Annotated in this window: 11 protein-coding genes; 6 read left to right on the top strand and 5 right to left on the bottom strand. The window is 61.6% G+C overall.

Annotated elements, in window-relative coordinates; translation table 11 throughout:
* Genes ruvA through ABZN20_RS19465 form a run of 3 tightly spaced genes read right to left on the bottom strand, consistent with a single transcriptional unit; the run spans position 1 to position 1,856 of the window.
* Positions 1 to 606: a Holliday junction branch migration protein RuvA gene (ruvA, locus tag ABZN20_RS19475; RefSeq protein WP_367026335.1), complete on the bottom strand. Its 606-nt coding sequence runs from the start codon at positions 604 to 606 to the stop codon at positions 1 to 3.
* The gene (gene ruvC, locus ABZN20_RS19470) at positions 603 to 1,100 is read right to left on the bottom strand and encodes a crossover junction endodeoxyribonuclease RuvC (RefSeq protein WP_218806026.1); all 498 of its coding nucleotides are present in this window, start codon (positions 1,098 to 1,100) and stop codon (positions 603 to 605) included. The genes ruvA and ruvC overlap by 4 nt, the downstream gene beginning before the upstream one ends.
* Positions 1,101 to 1,109: 9 nt before the next feature.
* Positions 1,110 to 1,856, bottom strand: a complete 747-nt coding sequence (locus tag ABZN20_RS19465) for a YebC/PmpR family DNA-binding transcriptional regulator (protein WP_367026334.1) — start codon at positions 1,854 to 1,856, stop codon at positions 1,110 to 1,112.
* A 790-nt stretch (positions 1,857 to 2,646) separates the two neighbouring features.
* Here ABZN20_RS19465 and ABZN20_RS19460 point away from each other — a divergent pair.
* The 6 genes from ABZN20_RS19460 to ABZN20_RS19435 all read left to right on the top strand — a co-directional run bounded on the left by ABZN20_RS19460 (position 2,647) and on the right by ABZN20_RS19435 (position 15,923).
* The gene (locus ABZN20_RS19460) at positions 2,647 to 10,095 is read left to right on the top strand and encodes an SDR family NAD(P)-dependent oxidoreductase (protein ID WP_367026333.1); all 7,449 of its coding nucleotides are present in this window, start codon (positions 2,647 to 2,649) and stop codon (positions 10,093 to 10,095) included.
* 67 nt (positions 10,096 to 10,162) lie between these two features.
* Positions 10,163 to 11,923, top strand: coding sequence for a polyketide synthase dehydratase domain-containing protein (locus tag ABZN20_RS19455; RefSeq protein WP_367026332.1), 1,761 nt, complete (start codon positions 10,163 to 10,165; stop codon positions 11,921 to 11,923).
* Positions 11,924 to 11,935: 12 nt separating this feature from the next.
* The gene (locus tag ABZN20_RS19450; protein WP_218806022.1) at positions 11,936 to 12,676 is read left to right on the top strand and encodes an ABC transporter ATP-binding protein; all 741 of its coding nucleotides are present in this window, start codon (positions 11,936 to 11,938) and stop codon (positions 12,674 to 12,676) included.
* A complete protein-coding gene (locus tag ABZN20_RS19445; RefSeq protein WP_367026331.1) occupies positions 12,673 to 13,923 on the top strand; it encodes an ABC transporter permease in 1,251 nt (416 codons plus the stop codon). The genes ABZN20_RS19450 and ABZN20_RS19445 overlap by 4 nt, the downstream gene beginning before the upstream one ends.
* 12 nt (positions 13,924 to 13,935) lie before the next feature.
* A complete protein-coding gene (locus tag ABZN20_RS19440; protein WP_367026330.1) occupies positions 13,936 to 14,679 on the top strand; it encodes an outer membrane lipoprotein-sorting protein in 744 nt (247 codons plus the stop codon).
* Positions 14,676 to 15,923: a hypothetical protein gene (locus tag ABZN20_RS19435; RefSeq protein ID WP_367026329.1), complete on the top strand. Its 1,248-nt coding sequence runs from the start codon at positions 14,676 to 14,678 to the stop codon at positions 15,921 to 15,923. Before ABZN20_RS19440 ends, ABZN20_RS19435 begins: the two co-directional genes overlap by 4 nt.
* 179 nt (positions 15,924 to 16,102) lie before the next feature.
* Here ABZN20_RS19435 and ABZN20_RS19430 read toward each other — a convergent pair whose 3' ends face one another.
* On the bottom strand, positions 16,103 to 16,495 hold the full coding sequence (locus ABZN20_RS19430) for a transposase family protein (protein WP_367025614.1): 393 nt from the start codon (positions 16,493 to 16,495) through the stop codon (positions 16,103 to 16,105).
* A 26-nt stretch (positions 16,496 to 16,521) separates the two neighbouring features.
* Positions 16,522 to 17,037, bottom strand: a complete 516-nt coding sequence (locus tag ABZN20_RS19425) for a helix-turn-helix domain-containing protein (RefSeq protein ID WP_367025613.1) — start codon at positions 17,035 to 17,037, stop codon at positions 16,522 to 16,524.
* Between the last annotated feature and the right edge of the window lie 35 nt (positions 17,038 to 17,072).

The raw sequence follows: 17,072 nt of genomic DNA, 5'->3' as shown, positions 1-17,072 counted from the left end.
TCAGCGCACCGCCGACTGCAGCGCCAGCCGGATCAAGTCCTCCGCGCTGCGGCCTTCGGTCGACTGTTTGGCCACCAGCGTACTCGCCTCCTGCGGCTTGAAGCCCAGCGCGATCAGGGCGCTGACGGCCTCGTCGGCCGGATCGGCGGACAGCACGGGCGCCGCGCCGCCGGCGAAGGCGGCCGGGACCAGGGACGGCGCACCGAGGTCCAGCCGGTCCCGCAGCTCGATGATGAGGCGCTCGGCGGTCTTCTTGCCGATGCCGGGGAGTCGGACCAGGCGCGCCGAGTCCTGCCGCTCCACACAGGCCCGGAAATCGTCGACCGAGATGCCGGAAAGGATGGTCAGCGCCAGTTTGGCGCCGATGCCGCTGACCCGGATCAGGCTGCGGAACAGGCTGCGCTCGGCCTCGGTACCGAAGCCGAACAGGCTGTGGGCGTCCTCGCGGACCTGAAGATGGGTATAGAGCCGCACCTCGGTGCCGATCTCGGGCAAGTTATAAAAGGTTGACATGGGCGCATCGACCTCGTAGCCCAGGCCCTGCACGTCGATCAGCAAGGAAGGCGCACGCTTGGCGACCAGGATTCCGCGAACGAAGCCGATCATCGTTGCGCCATCCGGTTCATGCGGCTCAAGGTCTGCTGATGATGCAGATGACAGAGGGCCACACCCAGCGCATCGCTGGCATCCATCGCCAAGGGAGTCTTATGACCTAACAGGAAGCAAACCATGTGCTGCACCTGGACCTTGTCCGCACTGCCCTTGCCAACCAGGGCCAGCTTCACCTGGCGCGCGGCGTATTCGTGTACCGCCAGTCCGCGCGACACGCCGGCACAGATTGCCGCGCCCCGGGCATGCCCCAGCTTGAGAGCCGAATCCGCATTCTTGTGCATGAACACCTGCTCCACCGCCATTTCCTCCGGCTTGAATTCCTCCACGATCAGGCTGATCCCCTCGAAGATTCGGCGCAGGCGCTCGGGAAAATCGTTGGTCTCGGTGCGTATGCAGCCCGCCGTCACCAGCACCGGCTTGCCGGCCCAGTCGAGGATGCCGTAGCCGGTGACGCGGGAACCCGGATCGATGCCGAGCACCCGTGTCATCGCGCCGGCTCAGCCCAGTTCGGCAAGAATGTCCTCGCTGATGTCCGCGTTGGAATAGACGTTCTGTACGTCATCCAGGTCCTCCAGGCGTTCGAGCAGGCGGATCATCTTCTCCGCGTCTTCCTTGTCCAGCTTGACGCTGGTGCTGGCGCGCATGGTGACTTCGGCCGATTCCGGCGTGAGTCCCGCGGACTGCAGCGCATCGCGCACCGCTTCGAACCGGTCGGGCGCCGTGAGCACGTCCACCGAGCCGTCCTCGTTGACCACCACGTCCTCGGCACCGGCATCCAGCGCCGGCTCCATCACCCTGTCCTCGCCCAGATCGGCGCCGAAGCTGACGACCCCAGCCTTGCTGAACAGGTATGCGACCGACCCGTCGGTCCCCAGATTGCCGCCGGCCTTGGAGAAGGCATGGCGCACCTCCGCCACGGTACGGTTGCGGTTGTCGGTCAGGCAGTCGACCAGCACGGCGATGCCGCCGGGACCGTAGCCTTCGTAGCGGACTTCCTCGTAGTTGTCGCCGTCCGCGGCCCCCGAGCCTTTCTTGATGGCGCGCTCGATGGTGTCCTTCGACATATTGGCGACGAGCGCCTTGTCCATGGCCGTGCGCAGACGGGGATTGTTGCCGGGATCGGGGCCACCGGCGCGCGAAGCTACGGTGATTTCACGAATGAGCTTGGTGAACAACTTGCCGCGCTTGGCATCCTGGGCCCCCTTGCGGTGCTGAATGTTGGCCCATTTGCTATGACCCGCCATAGTACTTCTCAAGACCTCCGGACTGATGGAATCGGGCAAGTCTAACATTGTGAGCCGGCCCGAATCGACCGGACGGATCCCCCCCGTGCGCTGTCGGCGCAAGGAACGTCCGCAGGCGCCGGGAGACACACGGGGCACCGCTTCCAGACGACGGCGTCGCGGCCACCCCACAAATCCGCCGATGTCACGCCTTACCAGCGAAAAGCTGTCGATTACCCCTACGAATCGCGATTCGGATACAAGTCGCAATAGCAAAAAGCTAAATTACAATACATGTCCGAACGACCCGAATCACCCCGGAAGAAATCCGTGACGAAGCCCGGCATTTCTTCTCTTCAGCGAGTGGCCATCCATCGTAAAAGAATATAAACATTTATATAATTCAATGAATAAGCTCCCTCCCACTCCGGTTACCCACGCACGTCGATGAAGATCGGGAGCGACGGCCATGCTCTTGTGCGGCCAGGCGGGACGCGAGCAAAATTGCCATTACAGATCAGCAGGATGGATCAATTCAATATAAGGCCATGAGGTTTCGATGCCAGGCTCATGAATTCGTTATTGATTAATAATATCGACATGGCCGCCAAATATCAGAAGCACATGATATTCCTTCAGGGACGGACTATGGACTCACATTTTCCTTGTTCCCGACTAAGGAGTTCGCTATCGTTAAATTTGCATCCCGCCCTGCGCCTACCCTCGTCCCGGCAAAACCCCGATGCGGTTTATCTCGTGGTCGGGGTCCCGCATGTCAGGGGGTAACTATGAAGCGCCAAGGGAGGTCGTCATGGAAAACATCATAGCCGTTACCCCGCCCAACCGAGTCGACCCCACCATCGCCATCGCGGCCTGCCGGGCTGAAGGGATCGGAATCCTGGATTTGGGTTATCGCGATCCACCCAGCCGGCTGGCGCCTCTGGTAAAGCGCCTCGCAGCCAGCGTGGACCGCGACAGCCGCTGGGGTCTGCGCTGGGACACTCTCGGCTCTCCGGAGCGGGATCCGCAGCATTTGGCCAGTATTCTGTCCCGCCCGGTCCCTGTTCTCGTTCTCGCCGGACAACGCCCTGCCGAGTTGAAGCGGTACCGGGATGCGAGCCGGAGGATCGCCCGGAAGGTCCTGCTCGAAGTCCACGATCTGGAATCGGCTCAGCAGGCCGCGGCCGCCGGCTACGACGGACTGATCGTCAAGGGCCACGAGGCCGGCGGCTCGGTCAGTTCGCACTCCACCTTCATCCTGCTGCAGGAACTGCACTCCAAGCTCGGCATTCCGTACTGGGCGCAGGGCGGGATCGGCCCGCGCAGCGCCGGAGCCGCCATCGTGGCCGGAGCGCGGGGCGTGGTCCTGTGCGAACAACTCTGGCTGAGCGATGAAAGCCCCTTCGCCGATTCCGAGATGCATCGGGTGTGGGGGATGCTCGACGGAAGCGAAACGGTCGTGCTGGCACCGGAACGGGCCCCCTTTCGGATCTTCTCGCGCAGCGGCCGGAACGGCATTCGCGAACTGGAACAACGGATTCTGCAGGACCAACCCTGGGCCGAACCCCTGCGCCAGTATCTGAAGGATCGGAACGACCCTCTCGTCCCTCTGGGACAGGACATCGCCTTCGCCGCGCCGCTCGCCAGACGCTACGGCACCGTCGGCCGCATCATGACGGCAATCCGCGAGGGCATGGAAACCCTTCCGGCGCTTGCCGGAACGCAGCGGGCCCTTGCCCCGGAGGCGCCACTGGCGTCCTGCCACGGCACACGATACCCGATCGTCCAGGGCCCGATGACGCGGGTCAGCGACACGCCGGAGTTCGCGAAGGCGGTCGCCGAAGGAGGGGCGCTCCCGTTTCTCGCGCTCTCCGTGATGCGCAAGCCGCAGGCTCGGGAATTGCTGGCGGCGACCCGGTCCTTGCTGGGCAGCCAGGGTTGGGGAGTCGGCTTGTTGGGTTTCATGCCGCTCGAACTGCGGCAGGAGCAGATGGAAGTCATCGAAGAAATCAGGCCGCCGTTCGCGATCATCGCCGGCGGCCGCCCCAGCCAGGCACGGGAACTGGAGGCCCTCTCGATCACCACCTATCTGCATGTGCCTTCGCCGGGACTCTTGCACGGATTCCTCAAGGACGGAGCCCGGAAGTTCATCTTCGAAGGGAACGAGTGCGGAGGGCATACCGGTCCCCGCAGCAGCTTCGTCCTGTGGGAATCCGCGATCGAAGTCCTGCTGGCGGCCGGGATAGCCGATCCCGAATCGGTGCACATCCTGTTCGCCGGGGGCATTCACGACGATCTTTCCGTGGCCATGCTGTCCGTGCTCGCCGCGCCGGCCGTCGCCCGCGGCATGAAAATCGGCGTATTGATGGGCACGGCATATCTCTTCACGCAGGAAATCGTCGGTACCGGCGCGATCGTGAAGGAGTTCCAGGCGCAGGCCGTCTCCTGCAAGGACACCAACCTGCTCCAGTCGGGCGTCGGCGTTTACACCCGCTGCGCCAAGACCGACTTCTGCGGCGAATTCAATCGCAAGCGCCGCGAACTGGTCCTGGCCGGAAAGAGCGACGACGAGATCCTGAGATCCCTGGAAATGCTCAACATCGGCCGCCTGAGAATCGCTTCGAAGGGCATCACGCGGAACGACCCGGACAAGGAAAACGATGCCGGGCCCTACGTGAAAGTCAACGTGGAAGCCCAGCGGCGGGAAGGCATGTACATGCTCGGCGAGGTGGCGAGGCTCCACCACGAGACACTGACCGTGGCCGAGCTTCACCGGTCGGTATCGGAGGAAAGCCAGCAAGTCCTCCTCCGCCACGGCGAGCGCACTCCGAAGCGGCGACCGGGCCGGGAGGTGCGGAAATCCGACATCGCCATCATTGGCATGGCATGCCTCTTGCCCAAGGCGCCTGACTTGCGCACCTATTGGCAGAACATCATCAACCGGGTGGACGCCGTCCGGGAAGTGACCGACGACCGCTGGCGGCCCGCGGATTTTTATGACCCCAAGCGCGGCGTCAAGGACAAGATTTATTCCAAGTGGGGCGGATTCCTCGACGACCTCAGGTTCGATCCGACCGAGTGGGGAATCCCGCCCGCCGCCGTCAAATCCATCGAACCGATGCAGCTTCTTGCATTGGTCGTGGCAAGGAAGGCGTTGGAGGACGCCGGGCTGGACCGCAGACCCTTCGCAAGAGAGCGGACGGCAACGATTTTCGGCGCCGGTGGATTGCACGACCTGGGCATCGCCTACGCCTTCCGAGCCTTGCTCCCTCATTACTTGTCCAATGTCCCCGGACTATCTGAATCGGGCCGGCAGCAGATCATCTCGTCGCTTCACGGCCAAGCGCTCCCGCAATGGACCGAGGACTCCTTCCCCGGCTTTCTCGGCAATGTGGTGGCTGGCCGGGTCGCCAACCGGCTCGATCTGGGCGGAACGAATTTCACGGTCGACGCGGCCTGCGCCTCGTCCCTCGCCGCGCTGGACACCGGCATCCGGCAACTCCGGGGCGGTGACGCCGAGGTGGCGCTGGTCGGAGCCATCGACGGCACCAACAACGTCGCGTCCTTCATGGCGTTCGCCCAAACCCATGCGTTGTCGCCGCGAGGCCGTTGCCGGCCGTTCGACGACGGCGCGGACGGCATCGCGATCGGAGAAGGGGTCGTCGCCCTGGTGCTCAAGCGCCTGGCCGACGCCGAACGCGATGGGGACCGCATACGGGCCGTAATCAAGGGCATCGGAAGCTCCAGCGACGGCCGCAACCGCAGCCTCACCGCCCCCCATCCGGAAGGCCAGGCCCGGGCCGTGCGCCGCGCCTACGAGGACGCACGGGTCGAGCCCTCGACGGTGAGCCTGATCGAAGCGCACGGCACCGGCACGGCGCTGGGAGACAAATCCGAGATCGAAACGCTGAACAGCGTTTTCGGCGGTTCCGGAACCGAACCGCAGGCCTGCGGGGTCGGCTCGGTGAAGTCGATGATCGGCCACACCAAGGTAGCGGCCGGCTTGGCGGCGATCGCCAAGGCGACACTCGCCCTCGAGCACCGGGTGCTGCCGCCCACCCTGGGGGTCGAAAAGCCGAATTCCGGCGTGGATTTCGGCCGCAGCCCGTTCTACATCAACACCGAGGTCCGTCCCTGGTTCAACTCCAGGAAAGACGCCCCACGCCGCTGCGGCGTGAGCGCCTTCGGGTTCGGCGGCACCAATTTTCATGCGGTGCTCGAGGAATACACCGGCACCTACCGGGAAGGCGACACGGTCGATTTGACCCCCCGCGGCGCCGAACCTTTCGCGTTTTGGGGCCCCGACCGCGGACACATCGTCGAGACTCTGCAAAGCCTGGCCCAGGGCATCGAACATCCGGAGCAGCTGGATCTGGGCCAGCTCGCGTATGCGGTCCATGCGGAGCAGCAGCGCATCGCCCCGCCCCAGCGCGTTTGCCGGCTGGCGCTGGTGGCGACCTCCGTAACCGATCTAAAAGCCAAACTCGAACTGGCCCTGCACGAACTGGCGGATTCGAACAAGGCCGATTTCAAACATCCGCAGGGGATCCATTTCCGCCAGTCCATCGCCCCCGGCCAGGTCTGTTTCCTCTTCCCGGGCCAGGGTTCGCAAAAGATCAACATGCTTCGCGACCTGACGGCGACCGTTCCGTCGTTGCATGACATTTTCGAGCAGGCGGACGGCTTGCTCGAGGATCGCCTGCCGCGGCCGCTTTCCGGCTTCATCTATCCGGTTCCGGTGTTCAGCGAGGAAGACCGGAAACGCCAGCAGGCGGCTCTGAGCGCCACTCAGGTCGCACAACCGGCACTGGGCGTGGTGGAACTGGCCGCAGCGCGGCTTCTGGATTCGTTCGGCATAAAACCCGACTACCTTGCCGGCCACAGCTATGGCGAATACGTGGCCCTGTGCGCAGCCGGTGCGCTCGCGGCCGAGGATCTGATCCGGCTGTCGGAAATCCGGGGCCGTATCGCCGCCGCCGCGGGCCGCGACTCCGGCGGCGCCATGGCGGCGGTGGGCGCCGGGGGGCCGGCGGTAGAAGCGCTCATCGCCAAGCACCGCCTGCCCGTCTATGTCGCGAATTTCAACACTCCCGATCAAACCATCATCGCCGGCCCCGGTGCCGCGATCGACGAGGCGGTCGCCGTCCTGGGCGGCGAGTCGCTGCGGGTGACCAAGCTGCAGGTCAGCGGCGCTTTCCATTGCCCCGTCATGGCCAAGGCGCGCGAGGCATTGGCGGAGGAACTTTCCAGGATAAAGTTCACGGCGCCGGCCCTCCCCGTCTATAGCAACACCACCGCCGACGGCTATCCCGGCAAGCCGGCCGAAATCCAGGCGCTTCTGGCACGGCATCTGGTGGAACCGGTACGTTTCGTGGACGAAGTGAACGGCCTCTATGGGGCCGGAGCGCGCATCTTCATCGAAGTCGGGCCCGGCACGGTACTGAGCGGGCTCGTGGACCGGATTCTGGCGGAGGTTCCGCACACCACTCTGGCGATCGACATGCCGGGACGTCCCGGCTGGCTAAACCTGGCCCATGTATTGGCCCACACGTTCGCGCTGGGACTACCGGTCGACCTCCAGACCTGGTTCAAAGGGCGCGGCTTCCGGCAAAGCGCTCCGGCCGACTTGTTTACAGAGGCCGAACGGAAATCCCGGGGCGGGCCGCTGGTCTGGCGAATCAACGGCGGCAGGGCGGAACCTTGGGACTCCAAACCCGGAGCGATACCCGCCGCCGGCCCATTGCCCGAACCTGAAGCCACCCGCACCGACTCGCCCGCGATCGAAAGCACCGCAACTACACAAAGGAGCAACCCAATGAACAACCCGGAACTACCCCACGTCGGGGGGCCGGCCGGAGAGACGGGCGCCGCGCCGATACCGGCCGATCCTCGTCTCGCGTTCGTTCAGCAAAGCCTCATCCAATTCATCGAGCTGCAAAAGGAACAACAGCGGACGTTCACCCACCTGCTCAATTTCCTTCACGCCAGCGTCACCGGCGCCGAGGCTGCGCTGCCGGGAGGGAGCACGGAATCCAGCCCCCTGCCGCCGCGCGGCGCGGTTCTCGCCGCGGTCCCCCCCGCTCCCGTTCTGCCGAGCCGGATCGCCGCGTCGAGCGGACTCGCGGCCCGCACGGCTCAGCCCGCACGGACCGCGCCGGAAACGCCGGCGCCTCCGACCGCCGGCCCGGCTCCCGTCCCCACCGCCCCTGCCGCTGCGGCGATCGCCAAATCCGGCGGCCTTGCCCCGACCGACGAGTTCAAAGCCGATTTGCTGCATGCGATTTCGGAGAGGACAGGCTATCCGGAGAACATGCTCGATCTGGACGCCCAGATGGAGGCCGACCTCGGCATCGATTCCATCAAGCGCATCGAAGTCTTCGGCGCGCTGAAGGACCAGTACAACCTCCTGGAAGGGAGGGACGAGGAAACCGTCATCGAAGAGCTTTCCGGCCAGAAGACTCTGAATGAAATCATCGCCTGGTACGACCGGCTGCGTGAATCCGGACCGCAGGAAGCGGAAGGAGGGGCCGTTTCGCCAAAAAAATCCCCGGCTCCGCTGCCATCCTCGCCGGTTGAGGCAGCGGAGTCCGGTCCGATGGTCTACCAGCCGGCCGATCCCGTGGAATGCTATACCCTGAGGCCGGTCCCTGCGGCCTGGAACGGAACGGTGGCCGGACCCTGCGACCAGCCCGTTCTCCTCCTCGGACCGGCGTCGGAAATCAGCGAAACCTTCCGGGCGACGCTGGCCCAGGGTGGCTATACGACTTGGCTGATCGTGCCGGGGAAGGATACGGCCCGCCTGGACAGCGGGACGTTCGAGGTGGACTTCTCCGCAGCGGACGCAGCGGGCCGATTGAAAACCTTGCTGGAATCCGCGGGATCGCCCCCGGGCGGGCTGATCAATCTTCTCGGCGCGACCGCAGCCGGCGAGACGCTGGGCAACGCCGCCGATCCGGCCCGGATCCTGTTCCTCACCCTGAAGGCTTTGGGAAGCCGCCTGGCTGAAGGCGCAGGCGCCGGTGGAGGGTGGCTGGTCAACTTGACGGCGCTGAACGGGCAGTTCGGTTTGGGCGATGCCGGGGCTTCCTCGGTGGCGGGCGCCGGCACGCTCGGCGTCGCCAAATCCGCCGCGCGGGAATGGCCGCAGTTGCGGCTGAAATGCATCGACTTGCAGCCTGCCCAGACCGGCACCCAATGGGCGGAACACGTCTTGATGGAGATGCAATCCGCCGATCCCACGCCGGAAATAGGCTTCACGGACTCCGGCCGTTGGCGGCTGGAGCTGGTGCCCGTCCAGGGCAAGGCTGCCTCGGAGGAGACCGGCCTCGAGCCGGGCGCCGTCGTTCTGGTGACCGGCGGCGGCCAGGGGATCACGAGCTCCGTCGCGAAATCGCTGGCGGAGCAAGCCGGAGTGAAGCTCGTCCTGGTGGGACGCAGCCCTCTGCCGGAGGATGAGCCCGAGGCTACCCGGCACATCGCCGGGGCGGCCGAACTGCGGCAGTTCCTCATCGCCGAATCGAAAGCCAAGGGAGACAGGGTGAGCCCGGCGGAGATCGAACGGACGTTGAAGCAGATGCTCAGGGACCGCGCCCTCAGGGAGAATCTGGAAGCGATGAAGGCCAAGGGGGCCGAAATCTATTATCAGACCCTGGACATCCGCGATACCGACGCTTTTGCGGAGCTGATCGACGAACTGTACGTCCAGTTCGGCCGCATCGACGGGGTCATCCATGGCGCAGGCATCATCGACGACAAGCTGATCCGGGACAAATCGGAAGAGTCGTTCGACTCGGTCTATTCCACCAAAGTCGTCCCGGCCCTGACCCTGGCCGAAAAGCTGAAACCGGAAAGCTTGAAATTCATGGTTTTTTTCTCGTCGGTGGCGGGCCGCTTCGGCAACATCGGCCAGTGCGACTACGCCGCCGCCAATGAGGTGCTGAACAAGCTGGCGGACCGTCTCGGCAAGGAATGGCCGAACGTCCATACGGTTTCCATCAACTGGGGGCCTTGGGATTCCGGCATGGTGAACGCCGAGTTGCGGCGGCTCTACGCCTCCCGCAACATCGGCCTGATCCCTCTCGACGCCGGCGTCCGCTACTGCCTGGAAGCCTTGCGTAAACGCCCGGGGGTCGGGCCCGAACTGGTCGTGACGGCCAGCCTGGAAAGGATCGCATCGCTCCGCCGGACCGAAGCGGGCAGCGTCCCCCAACGCGGCAACGTTGAAACGCCTCGTGCACGGCCGCAGACAGAGATCGTATGAGAAAAACGGCTCGCCCGGCCGATCTGGACGCGGTGGAACACGAAACGAATACGGAGATTCCGGCGTGATGGCGAGGCTCGATAGAAACGACGAGATGAACGAAACCCGCGACGACGCGGCTTTGGAGGGCGACACGGCGCTTCCGTTCATTGGGGAAATACTCGAATTCATTCCCAATGAATCGCTTCTCGCCGAACGCTGGCTGACGCTGGAAGAGGACCTGCATCTGGCCGATCATGCCTTCGTCAGTGCCGCCGGGGTCAAACCGGTTTCCGCATGCCTGCCGGTGGTGCCCATGACCCTCAGCCTGGAGATGCTGGCGGAAGCGGCGGCCTGCCTCGCGCCGGACTTGGGTCTCATCGGTTTCGAAGACGTGAAAGCCACGAGCTGGATCGAGCTGGCCGACACGGACGTGCTACGCCTGTCGATCTCGGCCAGGATGCTGGAATCCGACCCGCAGGATCGATACTGCCGGATCGGAGCCGCCATCCAGGCGGAAGGCCAGCGTGGTCCGGCCATCCAGGCCAAGGTCTTGTTCGCCTCCCATTACCGTCTCGAGCTGTCTCCGGACTTCACGGAGCTCGTCAATCCGCGCGTCCATCCCCGCGATGCGCACGAAATCTACGCGGATCGCTATCTTTTCCACGGCCCCGTCTATCAGCGCCTGACGGGGAGGATCGTCCTGGGCGACCGCGGGGTCTTGGGTGAACTGGCGGTCAAGGCGCCGGCGGATTTTTTCCGGTCCACCGACCGCCCCCAGTTTCTGACCGACCCCGCATTGCTGGATGCCATAGGCCAGTTGATCGGCATTTGGGCGATGGACCAGGAGCGTTACGTTTTCCCCATCGGCATCGGCAAAATGGAGTTCTACCGCCCGCCACCGCCTGCCGGCACGAACGTCCCGGTGCGGGTCGAAATCACCCGGAACGAAGGCAAGACGCTGGATTGCGACGTCGAAATTCAAGACGGCGCCGGCGCCGTCTGGATGCGGATCAAGGACTGGAAGGACTGGAAATTTCGCTGGGACCGGCGGCTGGTCGACTTCCGCCGGATGCCGACCCGCTATCTCCTGAGCCGGCCGCTGCCGCTGCCGGAGCTTGGCCCGGACGCGGTCTGCTGCACGATATCGCCCGCCGAGATATCGGATTTCGATCCTCGCCTGCTGGCCTGCTTTTACCTTCACATGGAAGAGATGCCGGCATTCTCCGAGAAGAAGGGCCAAGCCCGCCGCCAGTTGCACTGGCTGCTCGGGCGCATCGCCGCAAAGGACGCCGTGCGTTCCTGGTGGGCGCGGAAGCAGGGGGTGCCCGACATGCTGCATCCCGCGGCGTTCGCCCTGCGGAACAGCGAGGAAGGTCGGCCGGAAGTGAGGTATTGGCCCACGGGTCCCGGCGCCGTTCCCGGCGTCAGTATTTCGCATTGCGAGGCCGGCGCGATCGCCATGGCGCTGGACGAACCGGTGGGCGTGGACATGGAAACGATCGAGGTTCGCGATCCGGACTTTCTCCAAACCATAGCCGTCGGCGCCGAAACCGCGTTGCTGGAAGCCTTGGACGGCGAATTCGCCAATAGGCCCGACGAATGGACGACGCGCCTGTGGTGTGCCAAAGAAGCAGCGGGAAAGCTGCTCGGCCTGGGACTGAACGGTTCGCCCCGGAACTACCAACTGAAAGCCGTCAGCCCCGGCGGGGAGATGCAGATCCTGCATGGTGAAAGCGGCCGGCTCATCGGGGTGCGCACGCTCAGGCTCGAGGGCTGCGTCGTTGCCTACTCGACCGCCGAGCCGCAACATGCCTCCTCGTCCAGCCGGCACGAATCCCACCCGTAGGAAGCCCTTTCGATGAAGCAGCAGCACACCGTGCCCGTGGTAGAACTCGACAAGGTCGGGAAGATCTACAGCCTCGGCGAAAGGACCATCACCGCGCTTCAAGCCGTCAGCCTCTGCATCCTTCCCGGCGAGTTCGTCGCTGTCTGGGGACCGTCCGGGTCGGGCAAATCGACGTTGTGCAACCTCATCGGGATGCTCGACGTGCCGTCCTCCGGCACCGTGCAGATTCTGGGGCAGGACGTGACCACGCTTCCCGACGGAAAACGCAGCGACATCCGTAACAAGACCATGGGATTCGTATTCCAGAGCTTCAACCTGATTCCGGTCCTGTCGGCCCTGGAGAACGTCATGCTGCCGCTGCAGATCGCCAAAGTCCCCGCGGCCCAAGCGAAACGGCTTGCCAGGGAACGTCTCGCCGAAGTGGGTTTGTCCGACCACGAGTCGCAGCGGCCGGCCAAGCTGTCCGGTGGACAGCAGCAGCGGGTCGCCATCGCCCGGGCGCTCGTCGCCAATCCGTCCCTGGTGATCGCGGACGAGCCCACCGCCAATCTGGACTCCGAAAACGCCATCAAGATTATCGAAACGATGCGGGAACTCAGCCGCCGGAACGGCACCACTTTCGTCTTTTCCACCCACGACCATCGCCTGCTGGAACGCGTGGAACGCCAGTTGCAGATGTGCGACGGAAAAATCATCGACGACCGGCTATCCGGACAGGCGGAATTCCTCCAACGAATCCAGGTGGCGCCATGATGACATGGCTCAAGCTAGCGATCAGGAATCTTTTCCGCAACCAGCGCAGGTCGCTCTTCACCATCCTTGCCATCGCCCTCGGCTTTGCCGCGGTCAACGTTCTGGGAGGGTTCACCGACTACATATTCAGTAATCTGGAAAATTCGTACATCCATGTTCAGGCCAACGGCCACCTCACGATTTTCAAGCCCGGGTTCCTGAAGGAAGGAAAGCTCGACCCGACCCGTTATCTGTTGGACGAAGAGTCCACCCGGAACGTCCAAGAAATCCTGCGTCATTACCCCGAGGTCCTGGTCGTGACCCCCCAACTGCATATTTCCGGCCTGCTCAGCAACGGCAAGGTTTCCACCATATTCCTGGCGTCGGGACGCGTTCCTTCCGATATCCGCGTCATCAACAGCCACAGCCGCGGGCTGGCGAGCAAATTCCAACAGTTCACCGGCAAGCCGCTCGAAGACGACGTGATTTATGGCGTCGGATTGAGCCGAGGCCTGGCGGAGCAGCTCAACCTGGACCTGGACGTCACCGCCGTAGCCATGGCACCGACCGTATCGGGACAGGTCAACGCGCTCGATGCCCAGGTATTCCAACTGTTTTCGGCGCCGATCGAGGCCCTGGACGACAAACTCATGCTGGTCCCGCTCAAGTTCGCCCAAAGCCTTTACGACACCGGCAGCGTCGACCGTCTCATCGTGCTGCTGCAAAACACCGCGCAGACGGAACCGGTGAGAAAACGGCTGGCACGGGATTTCGAAGCTCGCGGCCTGAATCTGGAAATCAAGACGTGGAACGAGCTTTCCACCTTTTACGTGAAGGTGAAGCAAATGTTCGACATCATATTCCTGTTCACATTTTTGATCGTATTCACGATCGTAGTGATGAGTGTCATCAATACCGTGAGCATGGCGATCATGGAGCGGACCCGGGAAATCGGAACGCTTCGCGCTCTGGGGCTCAAGCGCGGCGGCATCGTCGTACTGTTTGCCGCGGAAAGCCTGATGCTCGGCCTGTTCGGCTCCGCCCTGGGCATGGTCCTCACCCTCTTGACGTGGTCGGGCATTGCCCTGTTCAAACCAACCTGGGTCCCTCCCATGATTAGCGGGCGGGTACCTCTCGAAATCTACCTGGTGCCTGAATACCTGGCGTTCAGTATGGTCCTGCTCGGCGTACTGTCCCTCATGGCAGCGACGCTTCCGGCCAGGAAAGCCGCGCGGATGGAAATTGTCAGTGCCCTGGGACATACCTGAAAGGTCAGCAAAATGAATAAGCTGTATATATCCATTATGAGTGTCGCCTCCCTCTTATTGGTAACGGAAGTCCATGCGACCCAGAGCATCCACGACATCCTCAAGAGAGCCGATGAGTCCCGGGGCAACGTCGTAGGCATTTCCTGGGAAGTGGTCATAGAATCGGTGGAAGCACAGCGCACGACGGACACCATGGTGTACAACATCAAGGCCCGCGGATTCGACATATCCGGCCTGAGCCTGGAGCCGCCAAAATATAAAGGCAACAAAGTCCTCATGACAAATAACAACATGTGGTTCTACAAGCCGGGATTGAGCAAGCCCATCCCCATTGCCCAGAGACAAAAGCTTCTGGGTAATGCAGCCTACGGCGACATTGCCTCCACCAATTATGCCGAGGACTACGAACCCACCGTCTTGCCCGATGAAGCCGTCGAGGGGGAGGACTGCCACGTCTTCGACCTCAAGAGCAAGAACGATAAGACCACCTATGACAGAATCAAGTACTGGGTGTCCAAGAAACGTCTCGTCGGCGTCAAGGCAGACTACTACACGGTTTCCGGCAAGAAATTCAAGACCGCCGACATGGAATTCAAGAATACGGTCAAAGTCGATGGAAAGACACGGCCGTTCATTTCAAAGATCACCATGCACGACACGCTACTAAATGAAAACATAACCTATATGAATATGAACAAGCCGCGACTGGAAGCGCTACCGGATTACATATTCAATCTTAATCTTTTCATGAAATGAAACATCGTTGCTGGACTGTCTTTTCGTGCGCTGCCGCGATTTCGCTCGGCGCGGCAAATGCGAGTGACGAGCCGGTTTCGGCGTCCAGCTCTCCCGACGAAGAGTCTTTTTACGAAGAAATCGAGCGCGGATTCTACTCCCGAATAAACGTGCTGGCCTTCGGCATCACGCAGCAGCCCGCCAACCCTTCCGCCCTGAATCCGGACAACGTCCTCGGCATCTCCCGTTATCAGGCGGTGCTCAACCCGCGCATCGACCTCAATCTCGATTTCCGGCGCTTGGAGTTATCCGTAAAGGAGCGGTTCCTTTATGTTTGGGAACGCTGGGAAGATGGTCTTCCTTCGGGCCGGGAAGACAGCACGGCGCAGTTTTACCTCAACGAAGGATTTGCGCGTTATCGCCTTCTGGACGACCTGTTCGTTTCCTTCGGCCGGGAAAACCTCCAGTGGGGACCTTCGGTACTCCTCTCCTCTTCCAATCCGTTCAACCCCCAGAACGGCCGAAACAATCCGCGCGTGGAAGTCCCCGGCCTCGACTACGCCCGCGCGGTGTGGGTACCGGACTCGAACTGGTCGGTATCGTTTGTCGCCAACACCAGTCCGGGACGGCTCTTCAGCGCGAACGTCTTCGGTCTCGATCAAACCTCGTTCATCGGCCCAGCGACCAACGTCGAAGGCAGGCGCTTCGAACAGAGTTATGCCCTCAAGGCGGATTTTACGGGAGATGGAAAGTACTTCTCGCTAATTCCGACCTACCGGAACCAAAACGGGTATCAGGTCGGGTTCTTCGGCGGCTGGAACGTGTCGGACGCGCTTCTTCTTTACTCCGAAGGTTCAGCAGGCGAACAGAGAGACTTCGAGGTGCAAGTCGGCACGTCGTATACCTTCGAGGAGGGAGAGACTATAAATATGGAATATTATCATAACGAAAACGGCTGTCTGCTCGATAACATCCGTGACTGCTTCACCACACGCCAGATCACCTATCGAGATGTTTATTACAGACAGGATTACATGATGGGACAATTCACGGACAACAAGATAATCGGCGACTTGAACCTGAACCTCCGCTGGATCCATGACATCAACGACCAGTCGAATCAGATTATTGGAATATTCGAATATGAAGCAAACAGCAACACGCTGCTATACGTGATAGCAAACGGCTATACGGGCGGTTCGAAAAGCGAGTTCGGGAGCCTGCTCAACTACTCCCTGTTCGTAGGTGCCGGGTACACGTTCTAGGGCCCGGTTTCGGCATTTTTTGACCCCTATAGCCTTAACAGCGCTGAATATAACATTTTTTACAAGTGCTCATCCAATTTCCGATAATATAGTTTGCCTAACTAAATAACTTATGGTACTCATGTCGCATTAGAACGACCGAGTAAACAGTAGAGTTGTTTCCGATGATAACCGCATGATTACAAAGAAATTTTTAGATTCCAAAGGCCAGCGCCAAGCCCGAAAAAGCTATCTATGAATAGACTGAGTCGGTTTCTAATGCGATGCATCAAGCAATGAAAGGTCTTCATTCCTCCAATGGAGTGTTCGACGGAGATGCGAGTTCGCGCTTGCTTTTTGTTCTCGCGCCTTTGTTGATCTGCCAACGCGGGATGAGGATTGTTCTTGGAGGCTCTGGGTTTCTTATGAGGCAGGTGAATTCTGGCTTTATTCCCATAATCGGAAGCGGCCCCCAAGAACCCCAAATCCAACCAGACATCGGCACCGTCAAACCATGATAAGGCAGGATCGAACCATCGCTTCATCAGCGCATAATCATGAACACTGCCGGCCACGATACTTCCAACGAACAAAATTTGCCGTGCCAGGGTCGAAATGACTAGGGTTTTAACCGTATGGCGTTTTTTTTACCGCTATAGTGGGCTTTCTGCTGATCGTCATCCTGCGGCCTGACGCAACTGCATTCCACCCCGTCAATGATGATATCTCCATGTTTTTCAATCAGCTTCATCATCTCTCCCGGGGTCGTCAGCTCCCGCTCGGGCAGCAGATCAAGTTTCGCCAGGCTGCGCCGTAACACGGGCAGAAGTTGCGCCACATGGCGATGCGCGTGTCCCGAGCTGAAGCCAAAATGAAAGCCCAGGACATCGAAGGTACAGTAGGTCTTGAGGTAATGCAAAATGAAGAACAGCTTCTTATCTATCCGATCGAGATAGCCCACATGGCCACCTTTGGGTACCCGTTTTATTTCGCCTTGCTGAACGCGTTCTTGCTGAATCTCCGCATGAGCCTCCTCAAAGATAGGGCAAAGCTTGGCGAATTGCGCCTTACTCATTCCGATCAGGGCTCTGACGGTACGCTCACTGGTTTCTTCCATGAACTTTTCAAAAATCATTGGCTGACATCATTCGATTGTTGTTAATTGTTTTA

This window comes from Methylococcus sp. ANG (assembly GCF_040730495.1).
Lineage (GTDB): Bacteria > Pseudomonadota > Gammaproteobacteria > Methylococcales > Methylococcaceae > Methylococcus.
The sequence above is the reverse complement of the archived record's forward strand: the minus strand, read 5'-3'. Positions and strand labels throughout refer to the sequence as shown.